The following is a 17,458-nucleotide window of genomic DNA, read 5'->3' as shown; positions in this document are numbered from 1 at the left end:
TGGTTCTTATTGTTATCAGTGCAGGTGCCTCCAGATCAGATCTTTTAGCTCTACAATGCCCTGGTTGGTGATGGAAGAGATGAAGATGGTTGGCAGATCGGTAGGCAATTCGCGTTTCATCTCTGTTTTCAATTCATCATCCAGCATATCGGATTTTGAGATTGCAAGTAATCTTTTTTTATCGAGCAATTCGGGATTGTACTGATTCAACTCGTTCAGTAGAATGTCGTACTCGGCTTTGATATCGCGCGAATCGGCAGGGATTAAAAACAGCAGTAACGAGTTACGTTCAATGTGCCGCAAAAAACGAATGCCTAGGCCGCGTCCTTCAGCAGCACCTTCAATAATTCCCGGAATATCGGCCATCACAAAAGATTTCTCATCGCGATAGGCCACAACGCCCAGGTTAGGCGTCAACGTAGTGAAAGGATAATCGGCAATCTTAGGCTTCGCTGCAGAGACTACGGAAAGCAATGTGGATTTTCCGGCATTGGGGAAACCTACAAGCCCGACATCGGCGAGTAATTTTAATTCAAGAACAATCCATTCCTCAACACCGCGCTCACCAGGTTGCGCATATTGGGGAGCCTGGTGCGTAGAGGTTGCAAAGAAGGCATTGCCTTTTCCTCCGCGACCACCGGGTGTTAAAATAAATTCCTGACCATTTTCGGTTATTTCACAACGGATCTCCCCCGTCTCGGCATCGCGTGCCACGGTTCCGAGGGGCACGGGTATAATTTCGTCTTTACCATCTGCACCGGTTCGGTCTTGCTCTTCTCCGGGATTACCATTGCTGGCAATAACGTGCTTGCGGTATTTCAGGTGAAGCAGCGTCCAGTGTTGTGAGTCGCCTCGCAGAATCACGTGCCCTCCGCGTCCTCCATTACCTCCATCCGGCCCGCCTTTCTGAATAAATTTTTCGCGGTGAAAATGCAGGCATCCTGCACCACCGTGGCCGGAGCGGGAACAAAACTTAACGTAATCAATAAAGTTGGGAGACGACACGCGCGAAAAGGGATTTATACTAATAAGCTCTTGTCGATCTCAGTGCAGATGTTCTTGAAGATGTCTTCAATGTTTCCTACACCAATAACAGAAGCATACTTGTTATGTTCTTTGTAATATTTTGCTACCGCTACAGTTTCTGCTTTGTATACAGCAATGCGGTTTTCGATCACTTCAGGTTTGGCATCGTCAGGGCGATTTTCTTTTGCTGCGCGATCTGCCAAACGTGTTTTTAATTCTGCTTCCGGCACTACCAGCTCAATCAGAATCTTTATAGGAGCTTTCTTCGAGTCGAGCAATTTATCCAGTGCTTCGGCCTGAGGAATGGTGCGCGGAAAACCATCGAAGATTATTCCTGAAATGTTGCCGCTGCTTTTGATCTTGTCATCCACCATGTCAATAACCACCTGGTCGGGAACAAGATTACCTTTATCCATGTAGCCTTTGGCCAGTTGACCAAGCGGAGTTCCTTCTTTCAAATGCTTTCTGAAAAGATCTCCGGTTGAAATGTGTGTGAGCGAATACTTCTCAATGATCTTGGTGCTCTGGGTACCTTTGCCTGCGCCCGGAGGGCCAAAGAGAATAATGTTGATCATTTCTACTTTACGGTTTTGGTGACTGAGATGGGTTCTTTGGGTTTGTTTAAGCTGACGAAGATAAGGAATCAGAAATCGATTTACGATCCGGTACTGTCGTTTTTTTGTGTCGTTTCAGGTACCGGAGTTTTGGTCTCGGCCGGCTGAGCCTTATAAATTTCTTTCAGATTGCGGCCCAGGCCATCATAATCCAATCCGTAGCCGACTACAAATTCGTGGTCGATCTCAAATCCTACATATTTAACATTGATCATTTTATCGCGTGCTGGTTGCTTGCGCAGCAGCGCGACTACTTCGACCGATTTTGTGCCGAGGCCTTTCAGCTCTTCAATAATTTTTTGAAGTGTGAGCCCGGTGTCTACTATGTCTTCCACCAGTATTACATCCTGGTTGAATAAGCTTGCCTCCAGGCCGATGAGTGTTTTGAGTTGCCCGGATGAGCTCACTGCCCCGGCATAAGAAGATACTTTTACGAACGATACTTTGCACGGTACTTCTACATGCTTGATCAAATCTGCTGCAAAAACGAACGAACCATTTAACACGGGTAAAAATACCGGTTGCTTATCTTTATAGTCTGTATTGATCTGCTCGGCCAGGGCTCTGACCTTTTCCTGGATTTTTGATTTATTGATAAACTGCTTAAACTGTAAATCTTTAATCTGCATAGCCGTCCCTTCGATTAAGGGAGCGCAAAGATAAAAGAATTTGGGAGTTCGGATTTCAGAATTTGTAATTCTCTGAAATCACCTGGTGTAACGATAGTGGCCTATAATTTTATACTGGAATAAACAATCTGATATTTCCTGGCCGCGACCTATATTATGCACAATAAGATAGCGCTGCTTGTCTGTTGATTGTTGGTTGATAACAATACCGATGTGTGTAATGCCTCCGCCCAAATCCCAGCAAACTATATCACCGGCTTTATAATCTTCGGCACGTGCAGAAATATTAAGTGCGCTCCCATAGCGTGAAAAGAATGTCATGAGGTTAGGCACGCGCCTGTGATCAATGTTTGTGTCAGTTGATTTTAATCCCCACTTATGCGGGTATACTGCAAAATTCTTTTTCATGTCTTCATGTATTTCCTTTTGCAGGTCGATGCCGAGTTTACGGTAAGCCCGGATAACAACGTCTGTACAAACGCCTCTGTCAGCAGGGACATCACCGTTGGGATACGGAATTGAAAAGTAAGATGGATCGTATACTACAGGCTGCTGTGTTAATGCTACTGCGGCTTGGCACAATTGTTCCGAGAATGTTTTTTGGGCATGACTATCGTAATAGCAAAGCCACAGCAGGGCAATAATTACTGTAAATCGGAATACGGTATATCGAACGTTAGTATGCATCTGTCAGGGCGAATTCATTTTTGCGATACATCCATTTTCCTTGCGTAAAATCAGGAAACTCAACCGTTTCTCCTCCCAGTCGTATAGAACTTTCAGACAGAGGGGTAATGGCACTCCAGGTTACTGCATCATATACATCCTGTGGCGTATTTGTTTTTCTTTTCACGGCTTCAATAAATGCATTTAATACAAACCAATCCATACCGCCATGACCGGCACCGGCAGCATCGTTGCCATATTTTTTCCAGAGAGGATGGTCGTATTTATCAAGCCATTCGGCAGCGTTATCCCATTGATGCGGATTTTTACTCTGGCCTTCTATATAGATCGATTTGTTGACATCCATCCATATACCTTGGGTGCCTTGCACGCGGAATCCGAGTGAGTAAGGACGCGGTAAATTAGTGTCGTGCTGCAGAAATATAGTTTCTCCATTGGCACATTTGATCATCGTGGTAACAATGTCGCCCAACTTGAATTCTACTTTGGTGTTGGGATGATTTTCTCCTCCCAGCTTTTTGATATACTCATGCAGACCTCTTGACTTGGTTGAATAAGAGACTAATTCTATAAAACGATTTCCGCGGTTAATGTCGATCATCATGGCTACAGGGCCAATGCCATGCGTAGGGTAAAGATCGCCATTGCGCATAACGGAGTGTTGTGTTCGCCAGCTTGCTTCTGAAAAACCTTTCTCGCCAAACTCCACGCCACCACCATACGGATTTTTACCATCGTTGAATTTTACTTCGCGCAAGTCGTGCTGATAGCCGCCCTGCAAGTGAACGATCTCCCCAAAAATGTTTTGACGCACCATGTTTAATACAGCCATTACATCTCTTCTATAGCAAACATTTTCCAGCATCATCAACGGCATGCCTGTGCGCTCGGAGGTGTGAACCAGCTCCCAGCATTCTTCTACCGACATGCCAGTGATTACTTCGCAGCCTACATATTTTTTTGCATTCATGGTATCGATGCACATTACGGTGTGCCATTCCCACGGAGTAGCAATGATCACAGCATCGATATCTTTAATCTCCAGGAGTTTTTTATAACCGTAAGGCCCTTCGAGAATGATCTGCGGCATAGGTTTGCCGGATTGCTTCACAAGCTCTTTGCTCATATCAATCATGCGTTGCTGAATATCGCACAGCGCTATAACTTCTATATCGCTTCGGCGCAGGGCAAGCTCCAGGTGGTTTTGTCCACGGAGGCCTACACCAATAAACCCGAGCTTTACTTTTTGATCTTTATCTTTTGCGAACGCAATAGAATCCGGTAATAGCGATAATCCAACGCCGGTAATAGCAGCGTGCTTAATAAAATCTCTGCGGGTTGTCATACGATGGTTAAGGTTTGGCGCAATAAATTCAGGAAACAAAACTGCCTTTGCAAATCGTTTTATATCTAAATTTGAAAAGATGAACGGCCTGTTGTCACATCCACCCAAAACGATTATGGAAGTTTACAAACAGCTTCCGGAGGGAACGTTAGCAGAATTAATTGAAGGAACTATTTATATGTCGCCATCTCCCATTCGATCGCATCAGCGCATTGTGTCTATTCTATCTTCTAAAATGATTCTCTTTACAGAGGACACAAAGGCCGGAGAAGTATATGTGGCTCCGTTTGATGTTTACCTCGATGAACATTTGAATGCCGTGCAACCGGATATTGTTTTTGTATCAACAGCAAGGCTTTCTATCATAAGTCAGCACATTCACGGTGTGCCCGATCTTGTTGTGGAGGTGTTATCAGAAGGAAATGAAAGCCATGACCGTATCCGGAAGAAAAATTTATACGAACGATTTGGTGTAAAAGAATATTGGATCATTAATCCTGAAACAAAAGAAGTTACCGGCTATTTTCATGATAATAACCAATACAAGGAACTCGATAAGACCGTTGGTAAAATTACTTCGCGTGTGCTGAATCACACGTTCGAGTTTTAAGATCAAAGATCTTTCATCAGCCAGCTATACAGGTCGATCATGCTTTTAATGTCGCGCACGTGCACACGTTCATCGGGTGTGTGTGGATTGTGCTGGGGTGCACCAACAAAACACCAGTCGAAAGGGTAGGGTGAAACCTGCAGTTCTCTTCCATCACTGGATCCCATGCCTTCTACTTCCAGTTGAAAATCTACTTTTCTTTTTTTAGCAATCTCGATGATGCGGTTTACAAAATTTCTTCGCGGAATGTTTCGGTCGCGCATGGATATAGCAACGCCTTTTCCATGATCTACACCATCGGATACCCAGGTAATGTCGGAGATCAGCGCCTGCTTCACACTCCACTGTTCATAAATATATTTCGCAAGATAAGGAACGCTGCCACCGCCATGTTCTTCCCACGTGCTGAATACAATAACACCGTCTTTTAACGTTTCTGCTACTTTTAATGCATTGTATACTCCCAGGCGATTGTCGAGGTAAGCAGACTGGATATACTCTTTGCCTGCCCGGAAGTTTACTTTATAGGTAAGCTCGGTGCCGCGATCGATCTGCCTTCCAAACTTGTAGAAGGCATGGTTCTCTTTGTCGAACTCAAGCTCGCACTCAATAGGGCCGAGACTGTCTTCTCCTACCAGCTTTGTTCCCATTTCCGCATCCGGGCTTCCAATGGGGAGTAATTGGTTGAAGTACCGCACCGTAAAACCAATACTATCCATGTGTGCAAAGATGGCGGTGCGCGGTTTGCCGAATTTTAGAATGATGTTATCCTGAAACTCATCGCCATGAATAATGGCAGGCTTGGTTTTCCAGTTCTTCTTTTCTTTGGCGATATATTTCAATAAAAATTCCTTCATCAGCACTTCGTTGCCGGAAGGAGCATGTATTTCGCAGAGTTGCTTGAGTAGTTTCATAGAGTTTGAAGTCAGGAAATTAAAGAGACCGAAAGTCGGAAAGTTACTCGTCTCCTTCGGACTCGCCTGCTGTTAAGTTCTAATGATAAGTGCAAAACTATATTTAGTAACTACTGTGCCTGCATTTACTTCCGGACTTTCGGTCTTTTTGATTTTTCTGTCTTCCTTGCTCCGGACTAAAATTTTTAATTCACGCACATGGTAGTTCTTCTGCAACTTTATTCTAAATTTTGATTAGAAAAAAGTGACACTTATGGTTTTTAACCTTAGCGAGCAAAACTCGGTTGCTAATCAGTTTATTGTAGAGTTAAGAGACAAGACGTTGCAGCAAGACCGCATGCGCTTCCGCAAGAATATGGAGCGCCTGGGTGAGATTATGGCGTATGAAGTTTCGAAGAAGTTTCAGTACACTACCCGCATTATTGAAACGCCGTTGGGTAAATCGCGCATCAATGTGGTGAAGCATCAGCCTGTACTTATTACCATTCTTCGTGCCGGCTTTCCATACTTTCAAGGGTTTATTAATTTTTTTGATCAGGCTGAAGCTGGTTTTGTTGGTGCCTACAGGCGTGAAAGTCTCAGCGAAGTTACAATAAAGCTCGACTATGTTTCGACCCCTTATCTGAATGGACGTGAGGTAATTCTGATCGATCCGATGCTGGCTACAGGTAACTCTATTATGGATTCTGTTTCGCAGCTTTTGAAGCGAGGCACTCCCGAACATTTGCATATTGTTTCGCTGGTGGCAGCACCGGAGGGAATAAAATTTGTAACGCAACAGATCAATATACCTTACTCACTGTGGACGTGTGCTATTGATGAGCATCTCAATGAACAATTTTATATTGTTCCCGGGCTTGGCGATGCTGGTGACCTGAGTTATGGTGCCAAGATATAGGCGTTAGCAAAAGGATATGTCAATGTTGAATACGAAGGCCAACGATATACGTATATAGATTCATGTTTGAAGAGTTTGGCAAAATCATACCGGTTTATGTTTCCAGCATGCTCAAGTTTATACTCGGGCCGCTCACTGGCTACACAGCCAAGCTTACTCTGGTAACAACAATACTGGCTACCGTGGCGGGTATGATGACCGTTGTACTTGCTTTTGCCTTCTTTGGCGATTTTCTGCGAACCAGGATCATTAATAAATTTTTTGCCAAGAGAAAGCGCTTCTCCGATCGCAACCGGAAATTTGTAGGCATCTGGAAGAAATATGGATTGCCCGGTGTGGCCGCACTCACACCTTTGTTTCTTACACCTATAGGCGGTACGCTGCTCGCATTGAGCTTCGGTGCTCCGCGTAATAAACTTATACTATATATGTTTATCAGCGCAGCAGTGTGGTCGGTAATTTTTAGCAGCGCTATCTACTTCTTTGGCAACGAGGTGCTGCCCGATGTGATAAAATAGCGGTGAGTTTTGAGCTGCGAGCTGTGAGAGGAAAGGCTGCAGGCTACTGGCTTCAGGCTGCTGGTAGGGGAGTATTTACCCGCTCTATGATGCTCATCTGCTCTTAATAGGCAATTGGAATATGAGGTATAATTTATCCTCAGGCAACACCTGCTGGCAACCAGTGGCTAGAAGCCAGCAGCTTCCTCGCAACTCGTAGCTCAAAGCTCGCAGCTATTATCTAGCTTCTTCGTCCGGTAGCATCTCTATCGTGTGGATCAATACTTTCCGTGCTATGGCTTGTCCGGTTTTTGTGGCGGCTAGTCCTCCAAGAGCTGTTTCTTTATAGCGCGTTTCCATGCTGGAGCCAATCTCGCCCATGGCTTCGATCACTTCGTCTACCGGTATTACACTGCTTACGCTGGCAAGTGCAATTTGAGCAGAGCTGTTGGCTATAGCGGCAGCACTGGCGTTGCGTACCACGCACGGTATTTCTACAAGACCTGCCACGGGGTCGCACACCAATCCCAACATACACTGCACTGTAATGGCAACGGCATTAAAGATCTGATCGGTATCTCCACCCAAACAATACACGATGGCACCTGATCCCATGGCAGCAGCGGTACCTGTTTCGGCCTGGCATCCGCCTACGGCACCGGCAATAGATGCCTTCTGTTCCATGATCAGCGCTATGCCGGCAGCGATCAACATTGCTTCCAGAATTTTTTGATCGTCTATTCTATGAATATCCTGTAAAGTATATAACACACCGGGCATAATACCGCTGGCGCCTGCGGTAGGGGCAGCCACAACGCGACCCATACACGAATTAACTTCTTTCGCTGCCAGCGCACGGGCAATGAGTTGTTGAAATTCCACAGAGAGTACTGCTGTCGGGTAACGATATACTTTTTTAGCGCCATTGTTAATCATGCCGGAGCGTGAAGTCATGTCTTCTTCCAATCCAGTACGCACAGCTTCTTTCATTACCTGCCATGCGTTGTCAAGACCCTCCCACGTATCTTTTTCACTTCTGCCTTTTTGCGTGCGCTCATATTCAAGCACAATCTGGTGAAGCGGCATATTATGTTGTATACTGTACTGTTTCCAGTTTTCAAATGAATCAAAAAGAAATGCCATACCAAGTACGGTTTAGATGGATGCGAAATTCGATGTTTAGAACTTGCAGAACAAATGTGTGTATGCAGAGAAAACGATTTGATCTAATAATCGGTTCAAAAATGTAAGCGGTATACCGCTGATCAAAACTTATGATTATACTTGGAACCTAATGAAAAAGCGCCTCTTCATTATATTGCTATTGTTGTCGCCACGTGTGTTTGCACAAGAGCATAATTTCTGGCAAGTGCTCGCGCAAGTTGGTTTTGAAAATAAAAAAGACAAGAATGGCTATGAAGTAGAAGTGCCGGTGTTCAGCAAACACCTGAAGACTTTTAACGGCAAGAAAATAAGATTGCAAGGCTATATCATTCCGCTGGAGGAACTTGGAGGACAAGGTAAATTCATGTTATCGGCATGGCCTTTCAATTTGTGTTTCTTCTGCGGTGCAGCAGGACCCGAAACGGTTGTAGAAGTTGAAACAACCCAAAAAGTAAAATTTACGACCAAACAGATTGTGATGGAGGGCATTCTGATGCTGAATGATAAAGACCCTGATCATCACATGTATATTCTGAAATCAGCCACTTTGATTTAATACTATATTTTATCCATCTATATGCGAATATTTTTATCATGTCTGCTTGTGCTCAGTGGTGCGGCAGCATTCTCTCAGTCCGGCGATGTTTCAGCCATTAAACAGATTTACAATGAAGAGCTCGCGCACGGAAGAAGTTACCAGATGCTGGAATATCTTACCACTACCATTGGTGCACGATTAAGTGGTTCTCCCGGAGCGGCTGCTGCGGTGGAATGGGCGCGCCACGAACTCAATAATTTTGCCGATTCTGTTTTCCTGCAGCCGGTGATGGTGCCACACTGGATACGCGGACAAAAAGAAATAGGGCGTGTTCTCAATTCAAAAAAGAGAGGCATTGTGGAGATGAATGTGTGTGCACTGGGTATGTCTGTAGGCACAGGACCTGCCGGAGTAACGGGTAACGTAGTGGAAGTAAAAAGCTTTGACGAATTGAAACAACTCGGTGAAAAGAATGTGAAAGGAAAGATTGTGTTCTTTAACCGTCCGATGGATCCCACCAAGTTCAATACTTTCGAGGCGTATGGTGGTGCTGTGGAACAACGCGCGCTCGGTCCATCTGAAGCAGCCAAATATGGAGCAACCGGTGTTATTGTTCGCTCGATGGGATTGAACCAGGAAGATTATCCACACACGGGTGGACTTCGCTATACAGTAAATATACCCAAGCTTCCTGCTATTGCGATCAGCACCAAACATGCTGACCTGCTGAGTAAAATTCTGAAAGAAGAAAAAGATATACAGTTTTATTTTGAAACACATTGCGAAACATTGCCCGATGCACCTTCTTACAATGTGGTGGCCGAGATTAAAGGATCGGAGTTCCCAAAAGAAATTATTGTAGTGGGTGGTCATCTCGATTCGTGGGACCTTGCACAAGGTGCACATGATGACGGAGCAGGCTGTGTGCAGTCCATGGAAGTATTGCGACTCTTTGATGCCATTGGTTATAAGCCCAAGCGCACCGTACGTGTGGTGTTGTTTATGAACGAAGAGAATGGTTTGCGTGGCGGTCTTGAATATGCCAAACAGGCGGAGTTAAAAAAAGAAAAACATATTGCTGCAATCGAGTCTGATAATGGTGGCTTTACACCTCGAGGTTTTACGATGACTGCACCGGAAGCTGCGCGTACCAGGATTAAAAGCTGGCGGCCTTTACTTGAACCCTACGGCCTCTATAATTTTGATAACGAAGGAGGGGGTGCAGATATAGGACCTCTGCAGGCACAAGGTGTGCCGATCATCGGCTTCCTGCCCGATTCACAACGCTACTTCGACTATCATCACACCCGGGAAGACACAATCGATAAAGTGAGCAAGCGTGAATTGGAGTTAGGTACTGCTGCCATGGCATCGCTGATATATCTGATCGATCAATACGGATTGCAATAGTTATTTTATAGTAAAGAAGAAATCGCCCGTAAGCGAATTGTTTTCCCACGGAATCTGTCGTCCGGCAGATTCCGTGGATACATCGATCCTCACTTTCTTAAAAACTTCTTCAAGTGTCAGCGAAGGTGTATTGATATACTTCAGCAGCTTCGAAGTATATAGTCCATTTCTTCCTTCTCCATCCGAAGCTACATCTCCGGGGGCGGTGGCAAAAGCAATGATCGATCCCTGCTTGGCTCCTTTGGGCGGATCCATTTTCGTTATACCTTTTTCGTCTGAGCGGGAGAAACTCCGGAAGGGATTATTACGACACGCATCCAGAATAATAACGTTGATGCGGTTGTTGGAATATTCCATTACACGCAATACGGCAGAAGCGCTGATACATTCTTCTGCTACTTCTGCTTTCATTTCAATGTTGGCATCGATGGGCACCAGGTAATTTACACCATCGACCTGGATGCCGTGGCCAGAGTAATAAAAAAGTCCTACGCCACCTTCGCTGATCTCGCTGCCAAACTCACGAATCGCCTCACGCATATCCATACGGCTTGCATTTTGTTTCAGAATAACTTTAAAGCCTTTGTCGCTTAATGCCGTGGCCACGTCAAGCGCATCGTTTACAGCATTTTTCAGCGGACCGTTTTTGTAGTTGCCATTGCCGATGACCAGTGCAGTTTTCTTCTCGTTCTTGTAGAACTCCAGGTTGGTGGTAATAGAAATGGATGAAGTGGTAGTAGTGTCTTTTACGGGTAAAATGTTAAAGGTTGCGGGCTTGCTTTGCGCTTTAATAATTTGCTGGGCAAAGCCGTAGCCGGTGATAAAAATGTAGCTACAGATCAAAAATAAACGTTGCATGCAAAGAGAAGGGTTTTGGGTAGCCATGCGGAAAACGTTAGCCAGCTTTGCTTTACGCGAAGGAGGTTGCACACCACATGGAATTATTTTCAAGATGAAATTTACTAAAATCATTTTTTGCAAACCTCCAAATGGGTAACTTTAAATGACCCTGTCTCTGTTGGTATGAAAACTACTCTCTCTGTGTTTGCCTGCATCATGGCGTGCATTAACCATGCTATATATGCGCAGCGTATCACCAGCATTATTCCGCAAGCCGTTGGTACCAAAATTCTTGTTCATTATAACATCGAAGATTTTAAAGACGACCAGGTATTTGAAGTAGCCCTGTATTGTTCCAAAGATCAATACGCACAGGCACTTCAACATGTAAGTGGTAATGGTATAGGCAATGCTGTGACGCCCGGAGCCGATCGTGTTATTATCTGGGATGTGTTAAAAGATGTAGACACCTTCGTGGGCGAATATATATTTGAAGTACGTGCGCTCATTAAATCGAAAGTTTCTGAAATGAATTCTACGATCGTAATGACGAATCGTAGTGTTGCCATTACCAGTAAAGACGAAGCCTATCCTGAAATATCAAATACCGTTACCGACTATATCAACGAAGCGAAAGATCTGAAAGACGCTTTTCAATTTTTAATTCCACAGGCACTGGAGAGTCGGCAGGCGCTGGCTAAACTCAGCGATGCGATGGAACAATACAATCGTGCGTTTGAAAAGCTGAATAAGGAGCGCCTCACCTATGAGAAATATGTGAGCATGTTTTGGAAGCGCGATGTGATGACACTGGAATTTAAAAACCTGATGGACTATGCGCTGGGCGAAACGCATAGCGTAAATATTCTTACGCTCAATCAAAAAGTTACCACCATTAACGATATCGTCAACAACCGGGTAAAGCGGCCAGGAGAAGTGAAACGTGAATTGACGAAAGATATAGGCGAAGAAGTAATCAGACTCGATAAGCGGTTGCAGGAGTTGGAGCGAAGGGCCAACCGTATTTTATACGACTTAAGTCAAGACTAACAGAATAAATGGCGCTTGATCTCTACGAGTCGGGAAAACAATGCTGCGTGTAAAAGATTGAAGTGTCAATAAAATTCATAATATGAAAGCTATACTTGGAATAGGAAAGGGTTTCATGCTTACAGGGTTGATACTAACGCTCTCAACGTGCAGTGAACCTGAGAAGGCGAAACCGGAAATCACACAGCTTGTGCCGGCAGATGGTCAGGTAGGTGATGAGGTATATATTAAAGGGAAGAATTTTGCTACCGCTTCCAAGGTGTTGTTTGGTACTGCGGAATCATCAATCGTAACCAAAAAAGATGATGAGATTCTTACCGTTGTGCCCGCAGGACTCACGCCCGGCAACACAACGGTAGCCGTAGTAGCCGATGGCGGTACTTCTGCCACGATGGCCTTTACTGTATTGGAAACAAAGCCCGTTGATCCGCTAACCGATCCTGTTATTGACGAAGTAGTCGCTACGAAAAATATTACGGATCAACTTTTGTTGCTGCGTGGTAAAAATTTGTCAACCGCATCCATTGTGATGTTTGGAGGCACCGAGGCAAATATAGCTACTGCTACATCGAAAGTGGTTACGGTTATTATTCCGTCTGATCTGACTGTGGGCAATTACGCTGTGAAGGTAAAAACTTCGAAGGGTACATCAGAAGGAAAATCTTTTGAAGTAGTAAGTACACAACCAGACGTGGCCGGCGGTGCATCGCTGGTAAATGGTGCTACGGTTACATCTTTACCATCGGGCTATGTGCCTCCTATATCCAATCAGTGGGATAATCCTTTTGAGCTGGATGGCAATGAAACATTTTTGTTAAGCGACAACGGTGATGGTACACTTTCTGTGAATTTCAGAAACAATTCAAATGATGCCGAAGGTACTGGTATCTATGATCAAGCCGTTGTGGACGGTGTGATGAATAATTATATAGAATTTACGGTAAACAGCGTGCGCTATGTGGGGGTATGGACAGCACCTACTGTTTATAACACTGATCTGAAGAAGTACTGTTACCACCACATGACGTTGATCTCTACACAATCAGGAAAACAATTGACTTTGGATGTAAAAGATTTTGAATGCCCATGATACGATTTTATAAAATGCTTGCAACCGTTGTTAGTATATGCACATGCTGTATACTGAATGATGTGCAGGCGCAAACTGCGGAGAGACGTAACGCCTATGATTCGCTGCTGGTAGGCGATCGCATTACACCGGCAGTATCTTCTGTAATGATGCCAAAGAGCTATACCGAGGTTATACTTTCCAATGCATTGCTCACAACCAATACGTACTTTACGGTAGACCATGTTTCGCTCAGCATGAATCAGCGGTATACTTATTTCATCAATACATTGCAGGTAACGCATGGTATTGCAAAATCAGGACGCTTTAATGTTGGACTTGATTTTTCGTATCGTACCGGCCGGCAAGATATTGAAGCCAGGAGCTCGCCCATGAAAGTATTTGGTAATGATAGCAAAGGCTTGATTCAATATGAGCGTGCTATTACATCGATTGGCATACGTGCACGCTATCTTCCTTTTGCAACGCCCAACTTTGTGGTGCAGCAGACTTTTTATATTCCGATGAGTGCCGGGAGTAATCAAAGTATATTTCTGGGCGATAACCGCTACGCGCTCAATACGCAGTTGCTGTATAATTATCTGATCAGTCGCAAGATGTTTCTGTTTATTCAGGCCGATCTGTTGGTTCGCTTTCGCGATGCAAGAGCCAATGCCGACTTTACGAACCCCATAAATGTATTTGCTTCATACCTGATGACGAAACATATATTTCCGTTTGCCCTCATCGGCATGACCAACAGCTGGGACTATAACTTTGATCATACACGTCAATATTTTACCTATGGTGTTGGAATGCAGTATCAGTTCAATACCATGTTTACCGTGAATCTCTTTTACAGCAATGTTTTCTCAGGCGAGAACAGCAATCAGTGGAAGACCTTCAACCTGGGCATCCGAAAGGTTTTATAGTATATCAGTTGATCAGATCGATCACAATTTTCCAGGTGTCCTTCTCTTTTTTCCAGATGCGCAGGTAGTTGGATGAGTTTGTGTTCTGCGAGCCATCTTCGTGTTTTACAACGGTAACTCTGCCATACGAAAATCCCAGGTCGCCACTCGAAGATACTTGTGTACCCATAGGTGTATACGTAATCACATCCGATGATTTACAAATATCCTCCACCGTGGTAAGCGGAAGGTGCCCCTTCCGGTAGAAACGCACTTCAGAGGAAGCATGGTGTGTAAACGCTTTCAATCCATCGGCGGGTACTTCTTTAGCGAAGGAAGCTTCCTGCTCCGTTAACTCATCAAGAAAATTCTTGTTGCCCTTTTTCGAAGGCTGCGGAGCAAGGGAAGATGTTTTTACTTCATGACCATCTACTGGGTAACTGTCGTGACTCGTGCCTGCATCGATCAATATTTTCCAGCGACCATCAGGCTGTTTCTTCCATACGGTGATATACTCTCCAAAGGCCGTGGCTTTATCTGATTTTGTAATGTGGTAACTCCAGGGCCCAGTGGTATAACCAAAGTCGCCCGAAGCAGCAATGTCGGCATATACCGGCACCCAGTATAGCCACTCCGTACCGGCTGGCGTTTTCTCCCAATGTTCTTTCATCTTGGTTGTATTGGTATAGAACCCGATGGATTCATCGGTGATGTTGGCTAGAAATGCATCGCGGGTATTTTTTTCTTTTGCCTGCCTGCTAAATGCCCGCTCGGCCTCTACCAACGACTGGAGATCTTTATTTTTAAATTCCTGGGCAGAAACCTGAAGGATAGCAAAGATTGATATTACAAAGAAGAGGGACTTTTTCATGATATTTTGATTTACATCTTCAAAGATATTTCACGGAGTATACGCTATAGTCCGGCTTCGCCGAGTACTTCTGCATTTTCGACAATATAAATCATCTGATCCGGATTGCGGTCGTTCAGCATCAGCTTGCCTTGTATCTCGATGGGCTTCTCTGTATAGGCAATGGGCTTGGTGCTGAATACTTCCACCACCGTTTCGGGACCACCTACACCGCAGAAGAAACATGCATTGAGCGGGAGTGACGATAACATAAAATGATTTCCTTTCATACCGTTTTCAAAAGGAACCATATAACCGGGCAGAGTAATTTGCTTCCCATTCAATGCTTTTACAGCATCAGTAAAAACGGGTTTATCTACTTCGCCCAGGCGATCTTGTGTTTTTACAAATGTGATATTGTAAAGCTTGGGCCACACCAGGGATGGAAATCCTTTATAAGCCATTTTCTTTTGTGCATTCACACTGCTGGCGAGGATGAACAGAAATATAGCGAGCAATATTCGTGAAAAGGTTGATCTCATTTTTTAATGCTTTGTAGTTCAAACCTACTAGAAAAATTACTAGCAGAAAACTTCGTGCCGACAGGAGGTGTTGCCGTTACACGTTATCTGTTAATCGTTATCCGAAGGGACTGTTAACGATTTAACCTGTAACGGATAGCGATGCGCTGCTATCAAGTTCAATAGCTAACCACATGTTCCTTCAATTCAATAATAAACACAGAGCCTTTGCCGTATTCTGATTGCACATAGATGTTGCCTTGCATGCGGCTGGCGGCTTCCTTGGCTATGTAGAGGCCCAGCCCGGAGCCGCTGGATTTTTCGGTGCCTCTATAGAACATATTAAAAATCTTATCCTGCACACCAGGAGGTATACCTTCGCCGTTGTCTTCTATCTCGATGATAACTTTCTCAAAAGATTTGCGGGTGGATATACGTATATAAGGTTGATGCTCGGGTATGCGTTTCTGAAATTTGATGGCGTTGGTTAGCAGGTTATGCAAAATGATGCTCAGCCGCATTTTATCTTGTTTAATTTCCTGGTGGCGCAGGTTGGAAAGATCGATGTTGATATTGCCAAAATCTTCTACGTTGCGAATGTTCTGTATTATTTCCGTGCAGAGCTCCAGTAATTTTATTTGCTCCATGTCGGGCTCTTGCCGCTTGTTCTTGGAGTAGTCGAGTACTTCCGATATAAATATTTCAAGCTTGTGCACGCTTTGTTCTATGCGGCTTAAATAATGTGATACATCGGCGGGCTCATGTGCCAGGCGGCTGATGTTAACAAGTCCGAGAATTGATTTTAACGGTGCTGTAAGATCGTGCGAAACGCTATAGACAAACCTGTCGAGTTCTTTGTTGATCTGATCCAGCTCGTGGTTCTGTTGTTGTAATCTGATTTCTGCAATTTTCAGATCGGTAATAACGCGGCCCACTACGGCTGCAAATACAAGCAGCAGGCTTGCACCCAACAGTATATTGGTTACATCGAGGTTTTGTTCCTGCCCGATGGGTTTATAGCCAAACTGCGTGAAGAGCCTGGGAATGATATAGGTGATCAGAAATATATAGTAATTGGTAAAAGCCACGGGCCCAAACCCGAACCGAATGGCTATATATAGCGACAGTAATCCGTAGATATACCAGAATTTTTCGAAATCGATGTTGAATACCAGGAGCAGGAGAAGAATGTATATTCCTGCAAGCTCAATCCGTTGATAGCGGTTTAGCAGGTAAGAAGAGGGTATACTTTCAGGTCGCTCATAAAGAAGGTTACCCTTTTGCATAAAGTATGAGCCATAATATAGTAATGGCAAGGCCAGACCAAAACTCGAAGTAAATTCTCCCAGCGCGTTACGTCTCGCTAACGGCCAGAAAGCTTCCCACGTTTGCTCGCCCAGATAGGTAAGTAGCAGCTGCAGACTAAAAATTTCAATGATCAAAGGAATCAATGCGCCGAGAAACAGAAATGCCAACAAGTTTTTTATATCTGGAAGCCAGTATTTGCCGCGGTATATTTTTCGGAAGAGGAGCCAGCCCAGAAACGTAAAGCCTGTTTCGGGCAAAGCATATACCGGCCATTCGTACCACTGGTCGGCAGGTATACCCCAGAGATATGTGCTGAGTGTTGAATTGAGGTATAGAATGGGCAATACAACGCGTGGTCCCCACCATTGTATCAGCACAAGCGATAACGCTGTGGGCAAGTAATAGTCGGTAACACCTTGCGAGTATTTAAACAAAAGAGAGATTTGCGTGCCGGCATGCAATATCATAGCTGTAAGCAGCCAGGCCCACCAGGGGAGCCGTTGACGGTCAATATCAGTTACAGGAGCCTCCAATACAGGTAGGGTATATGCTAAATATACTCACTTTTTATACGAAA

At 44.5% G+C, this 17,458-nt stretch carries 19 protein-coding genes; 8 read left to right on the top strand and 11 right to left on the bottom strand.

Annotated features, from left to right (window positions below):
• Window positions 1-15 precede the first annotated feature (15 nt).
• The 5 genes from obgE to V7Q33_RS05045 form a co-directional block, all read right to left on the bottom strand.
• On the bottom strand, window positions 16-1,005 hold the full coding sequence (gene obgE, locus V7Q33_RS05065; RefSeq protein WP_331974712.1) for a GTPase ObgE: 990 nt from the start codon (window positions 1,003-1,005) through the stop codon (window positions 16-18).
• 14 nt (window positions 1,006-1,019) lie between these two features.
• Window positions 1,020-1,601, bottom strand: coding sequence for an adenylate kinase (locus V7Q33_RS05060; RefSeq protein WP_331974714.1), 582 nt, complete (start codon window positions 1,599-1,601; stop codon window positions 1,020-1,022).
• Window positions 1,602-1,681: 80 nt separating this feature from the next.
• Window positions 1,682-2,269 (bottom strand): hypoxanthine phosphoribosyltransferase, encoded by a 588-nt coding sequence (hpt, locus tag V7Q33_RS05055; protein WP_331974716.1) that lies wholly within the window; start codon window positions 2,267-2,269, stop codon window positions 1,682-1,684.
• Window positions 2,270-2,347: 78 nt separating this feature from the next.
• Window positions 2,348-2,956 (bottom strand): DUF1287 domain-containing protein, encoded by a 609-nt coding sequence (locus V7Q33_RS05050; protein ID WP_331974718.1) that lies wholly within the window; start codon window positions 2,954-2,956, stop codon window positions 2,348-2,350.
• The gene (locus V7Q33_RS05045) at window positions 2,946-4,301 is read right to left on the bottom strand and encodes a Gfo/Idh/MocA family protein (protein ID WP_333819099.1); all 1,356 of its coding nucleotides are present in this window, start codon (window positions 4,299-4,301) and stop codon (window positions 2,946-2,948) included. Before V7Q33_RS05045 ends, V7Q33_RS05050 begins: the two co-directional genes overlap by 11 nt.
• 115 nt (window positions 4,302-4,416) lie before the next feature.
• Here V7Q33_RS05045 and V7Q33_RS05040 point away from each other — a divergent pair, with 115 nt between their 5' ends.
• Window positions 4,417-4,911: a Uma2 family endonuclease gene (locus V7Q33_RS05040; RefSeq protein WP_333819097.1), complete on the top strand. Its 495-nt coding sequence runs from the start codon at window positions 4,417-4,419 to the stop codon at window positions 4,909-4,911.
• A gap of 2 nt (window positions 4,912-4,913) precedes the next feature.
• Here the strand turns inward: V7Q33_RS05040 and V7Q33_RS05035 are convergent, their stop codons facing one another.
• Window positions 4,914-5,825, bottom strand: a complete 912-nt coding sequence (locus V7Q33_RS05035; protein WP_333819095.1) for a M20/M25/M40 family metallo-hydrolase — start codon at window positions 5,823-5,825, stop codon at window positions 4,914-4,916.
• Between the two features lie 253 nt (window positions 5,826-6,078).
• On the opposite strand from V7Q33_RS05035, the gene upp reads away from it, so the two are divergent.
• Both upp and V7Q33_RS05025 read left to right on the top strand, forming a co-directional pair.
• Window positions 6,079-6,723, top strand: a complete 645-nt coding sequence (gene upp, locus V7Q33_RS05030; protein ID WP_331974726.1) for a uracil phosphoribosyltransferase — start codon at window positions 6,079-6,081, stop codon at window positions 6,721-6,723.
• A 62-nt stretch (window positions 6,724-6,785) separates the two neighbouring features.
• Complete coding sequence (locus tag V7Q33_RS05025; RefSeq protein ID WP_333819094.1) at window positions 6,786-7,241, top strand: hypothetical protein; 456 nt, start codon at window positions 6,786-6,788, stop codon at window positions 7,239-7,241.
• A gap of 216 nt (window positions 7,242-7,457) precedes the next feature.
• Here the strand turns inward: V7Q33_RS05025 and sdaAA are convergent, their stop codons facing one another.
• Complete coding sequence (gene sdaAA / locus V7Q33_RS05020) at window positions 7,458-8,363, bottom strand: L-serine ammonia-lyase, iron-sulfur-dependent, subunit alpha (protein ID WP_333819092.1); 906 nt, start codon at window positions 8,361-8,363, stop codon at window positions 7,458-7,460.
• Window positions 8,364-8,514: 151 nt separating this feature from the next.
• Here sdaAA and V7Q33_RS05015 point away from each other — a divergent pair, with 151 nt between their 5' ends.
• Together V7Q33_RS05015 and V7Q33_RS05010 are read left to right on the top strand one after the other, a co-directional pair.
• A complete protein-coding gene (locus V7Q33_RS05015) occupies window positions 8,515-8,940 on the top strand; it encodes a DUF3299 domain-containing protein (protein WP_331976849.1) in 426 nt (141 codons plus the stop codon).
• A gap of 21 nt (window positions 8,941-8,961) precedes the next feature.
• Window positions 8,962-10,332 (top strand): M20/M25/M40 family metallo-hydrolase, encoded by a 1,371-nt coding sequence (locus V7Q33_RS05010; protein ID WP_333819090.1) that lies wholly within the window; start codon window positions 8,962-8,964, stop codon window positions 10,330-10,332.
• Here the strand turns inward: V7Q33_RS05010 and V7Q33_RS05005 are convergent, their stop codons facing one another.
• Window positions 10,333-11,190 carry a caspase family protein gene (locus V7Q33_RS05005; RefSeq protein WP_333819087.1) on the bottom strand — a complete coding sequence of 286 codons (858 nt, stop codon included), beginning with the start codon at window positions 11,188-11,190 and terminating at the stop codon, window positions 10,333-10,335.
• Window positions 11,191-11,355: 165 nt separating this feature from the next.
• Between V7Q33_RS05005 and V7Q33_RS05000 the strand changes: the two genes are divergently transcribed.
• The 3 genes from V7Q33_RS05000 (at window position 11,356) to V7Q33_RS04990 (ending at window position 14,223) form a co-directional block, all read left to right on the top strand.
• Window positions 11,356-12,222 (top strand): hypothetical protein, encoded by an 867-nt coding sequence (locus V7Q33_RS05000; protein WP_333819086.1) that lies wholly within the window; start codon window positions 11,356-11,358, stop codon window positions 12,220-12,222.
• A gap of 82 nt (window positions 12,223-12,304) precedes the next feature.
• Window positions 12,305-13,312 carry an IPT/TIG domain-containing protein gene (locus tag V7Q33_RS04995; RefSeq protein ID WP_331976840.1) on the top strand — a complete coding sequence of 336 codons (1,008 nt, stop codon included), beginning with the start codon at window positions 12,305-12,307 and terminating at the stop codon, window positions 13,310-13,312.
• The gene (locus V7Q33_RS04990) at window positions 13,309-14,223 is read left to right on the top strand and encodes a hypothetical protein (RefSeq protein WP_333819085.1); all 915 of its coding nucleotides are present in this window, start codon (window positions 13,309-13,311) and stop codon (window positions 14,221-14,223) included. The genes V7Q33_RS04995 and V7Q33_RS04990 overlap by 4 nt, the downstream gene beginning before the upstream one ends.
• 4 nt (window positions 14,224-14,227) lie before the next feature.
• Here V7Q33_RS04990 and V7Q33_RS04985 read toward each other — a convergent pair whose 3' ends face one another.
• From V7Q33_RS04985 to V7Q33_RS04975, 3 genes are all read right to left on the bottom strand, one after another.
• Window positions 14,228-15,073 carry a DUF4440 domain-containing protein gene (locus V7Q33_RS04985; RefSeq protein WP_333819084.1) on the bottom strand — a complete coding sequence of 282 codons (846 nt, stop codon included), beginning with the start codon at window positions 15,071-15,073 and terminating at the stop codon, window positions 14,228-14,230.
• A gap of 44 nt (window positions 15,074-15,117) precedes the next feature.
• Window positions 15,118-15,594, bottom strand: coding sequence for a DUF3299 domain-containing protein (locus tag V7Q33_RS04980; protein ID WP_331979298.1), 477 nt, complete (start codon window positions 15,592-15,594; stop codon window positions 15,118-15,120).
• 158 nt (window positions 15,595-15,752) lie between these two features.
• The gene (locus V7Q33_RS04975; protein ID WP_333819082.1) at window positions 15,753-17,414 is read right to left on the bottom strand and encodes a sensor histidine kinase; all 1,662 of its coding nucleotides are present in this window, start codon (window positions 17,412-17,414) and stop codon (window positions 15,753-15,755) included.
• Between the last annotated feature and the right edge of the window lie 44 nt (window positions 17,415-17,458).

Source organism: Ohtaekwangia sp. (assembly GCF_036786105.1).
Classification (GTDB): domain Bacteria; phylum Bacteroidota; class Bacteroidia; order Cytophagales; family Cyclobacteriaceae; genus Ohtaekwangia.
This window is presented reverse-complemented; position numbering and strand designations above follow the sequence as displayed.

Bases quoted from the DNA above. Each gene is read 5' to 3' on its own strand.
- V7Q33_RS05060 (WP_331974714.1), bottom strand. From the start codon at position 1,601: ATGATCAACATTATTCTCTTTGGCCCTCCGGGCGCAGGCAAAGGTACC.
- hpt (WP_331974716.1), bottom strand. From the start codon at position 2,269: ATGCAGATTAAAGATTTACAGTTTAAGCAGTTTATCAATAAATCAAAA.
- V7Q33_RS05050 (WP_331974718.1), bottom strand. From the start codon at position 2,956: ATGCATACTAACGTTCGATATACCGTATTCCGATTTACAGTAATTATT.
- V7Q33_RS05045 (WP_333819099.1), bottom strand. From the start codon at position 4,301: ATGACAACCCGCAGAGATTTTATTAAGCACGCTGCTATTACCGGCGTT.
- V7Q33_RS05040 (WP_333819097.1), top strand. From the start codon at position 4,417: ATGGAAGTTTACAAACAGCTTCCGGAGGGAACGTTAGCAGAATTAATT.
- V7Q33_RS05035 (WP_333819095.1), bottom strand. From the start codon at position 5,825: ATGAAACTACTCAAGCAACTCTGCGAAATACATGCTCCTTCCGGCAAC.
- upp (WP_331974726.1), top strand. From the start codon at position 6,079: ATGGTTTTTAACCTTAGCGAGCAAAACTCGGTTGCTAATCAGTTTATT.
- V7Q33_RS05025 (WP_333819094.1), top strand. From the start codon at position 6,786: ATGTTTGAAGAGTTTGGCAAAATCATACCGGTTTATGTTTCCAGCATG.
- sdaAA (WP_333819092.1), bottom strand. From the start codon at position 8,363: ATGGCATTTCTTTTTGATTCATTTGAAAACTGGAAACAGTACAGTATA.
- V7Q33_RS05015 (WP_331976849.1), top strand. From the start codon at position 8,515: ATGAAAAAGCGCCTCTTCATTATATTGCTATTGTTGTCGCCACGTGTG.
- V7Q33_RS05010 (WP_333819090.1), top strand. From the start codon at position 8,962: ATGCGAATATTTTTATCATGTCTGCTTGTGCTCAGTGGTGCGGCAGCA.
- V7Q33_RS05005 (WP_333819087.1), bottom strand. From the start codon at position 11,190: ATGCAACGTTTATTTTTGATCTGTAGCTACATTTTTATCACCGGCTAC.
- V7Q33_RS05000 (WP_333819086.1), top strand. From the start codon at position 11,356: ATGAAAACTACTCTCTCTGTGTTTGCCTGCATCATGGCGTGCATTAAC.
- V7Q33_RS04995 (WP_331976840.1), top strand. From the start codon at position 12,305: ATGAAAGCTATACTTGGAATAGGAAAGGGTTTCATGCTTACAGGGTTG.
- V7Q33_RS04990 (WP_333819085.1), top strand. From the start codon at position 13,309: ATGATACGATTTTATAAAATGCTTGCAACCGTTGTTAGTATATGCACA.
- V7Q33_RS04985 (WP_333819084.1), bottom strand. From the start codon at position 15,073: ATGAAAAAGTCCCTCTTCTTTGTAATATCAATCTTTGCTATCCTTCAG.
- V7Q33_RS04980 (WP_331979298.1), bottom strand. From the start codon at position 15,594: ATGAGATCAACCTTTTCACGAATATTGCTCGCTATATTTCTGTTCATC.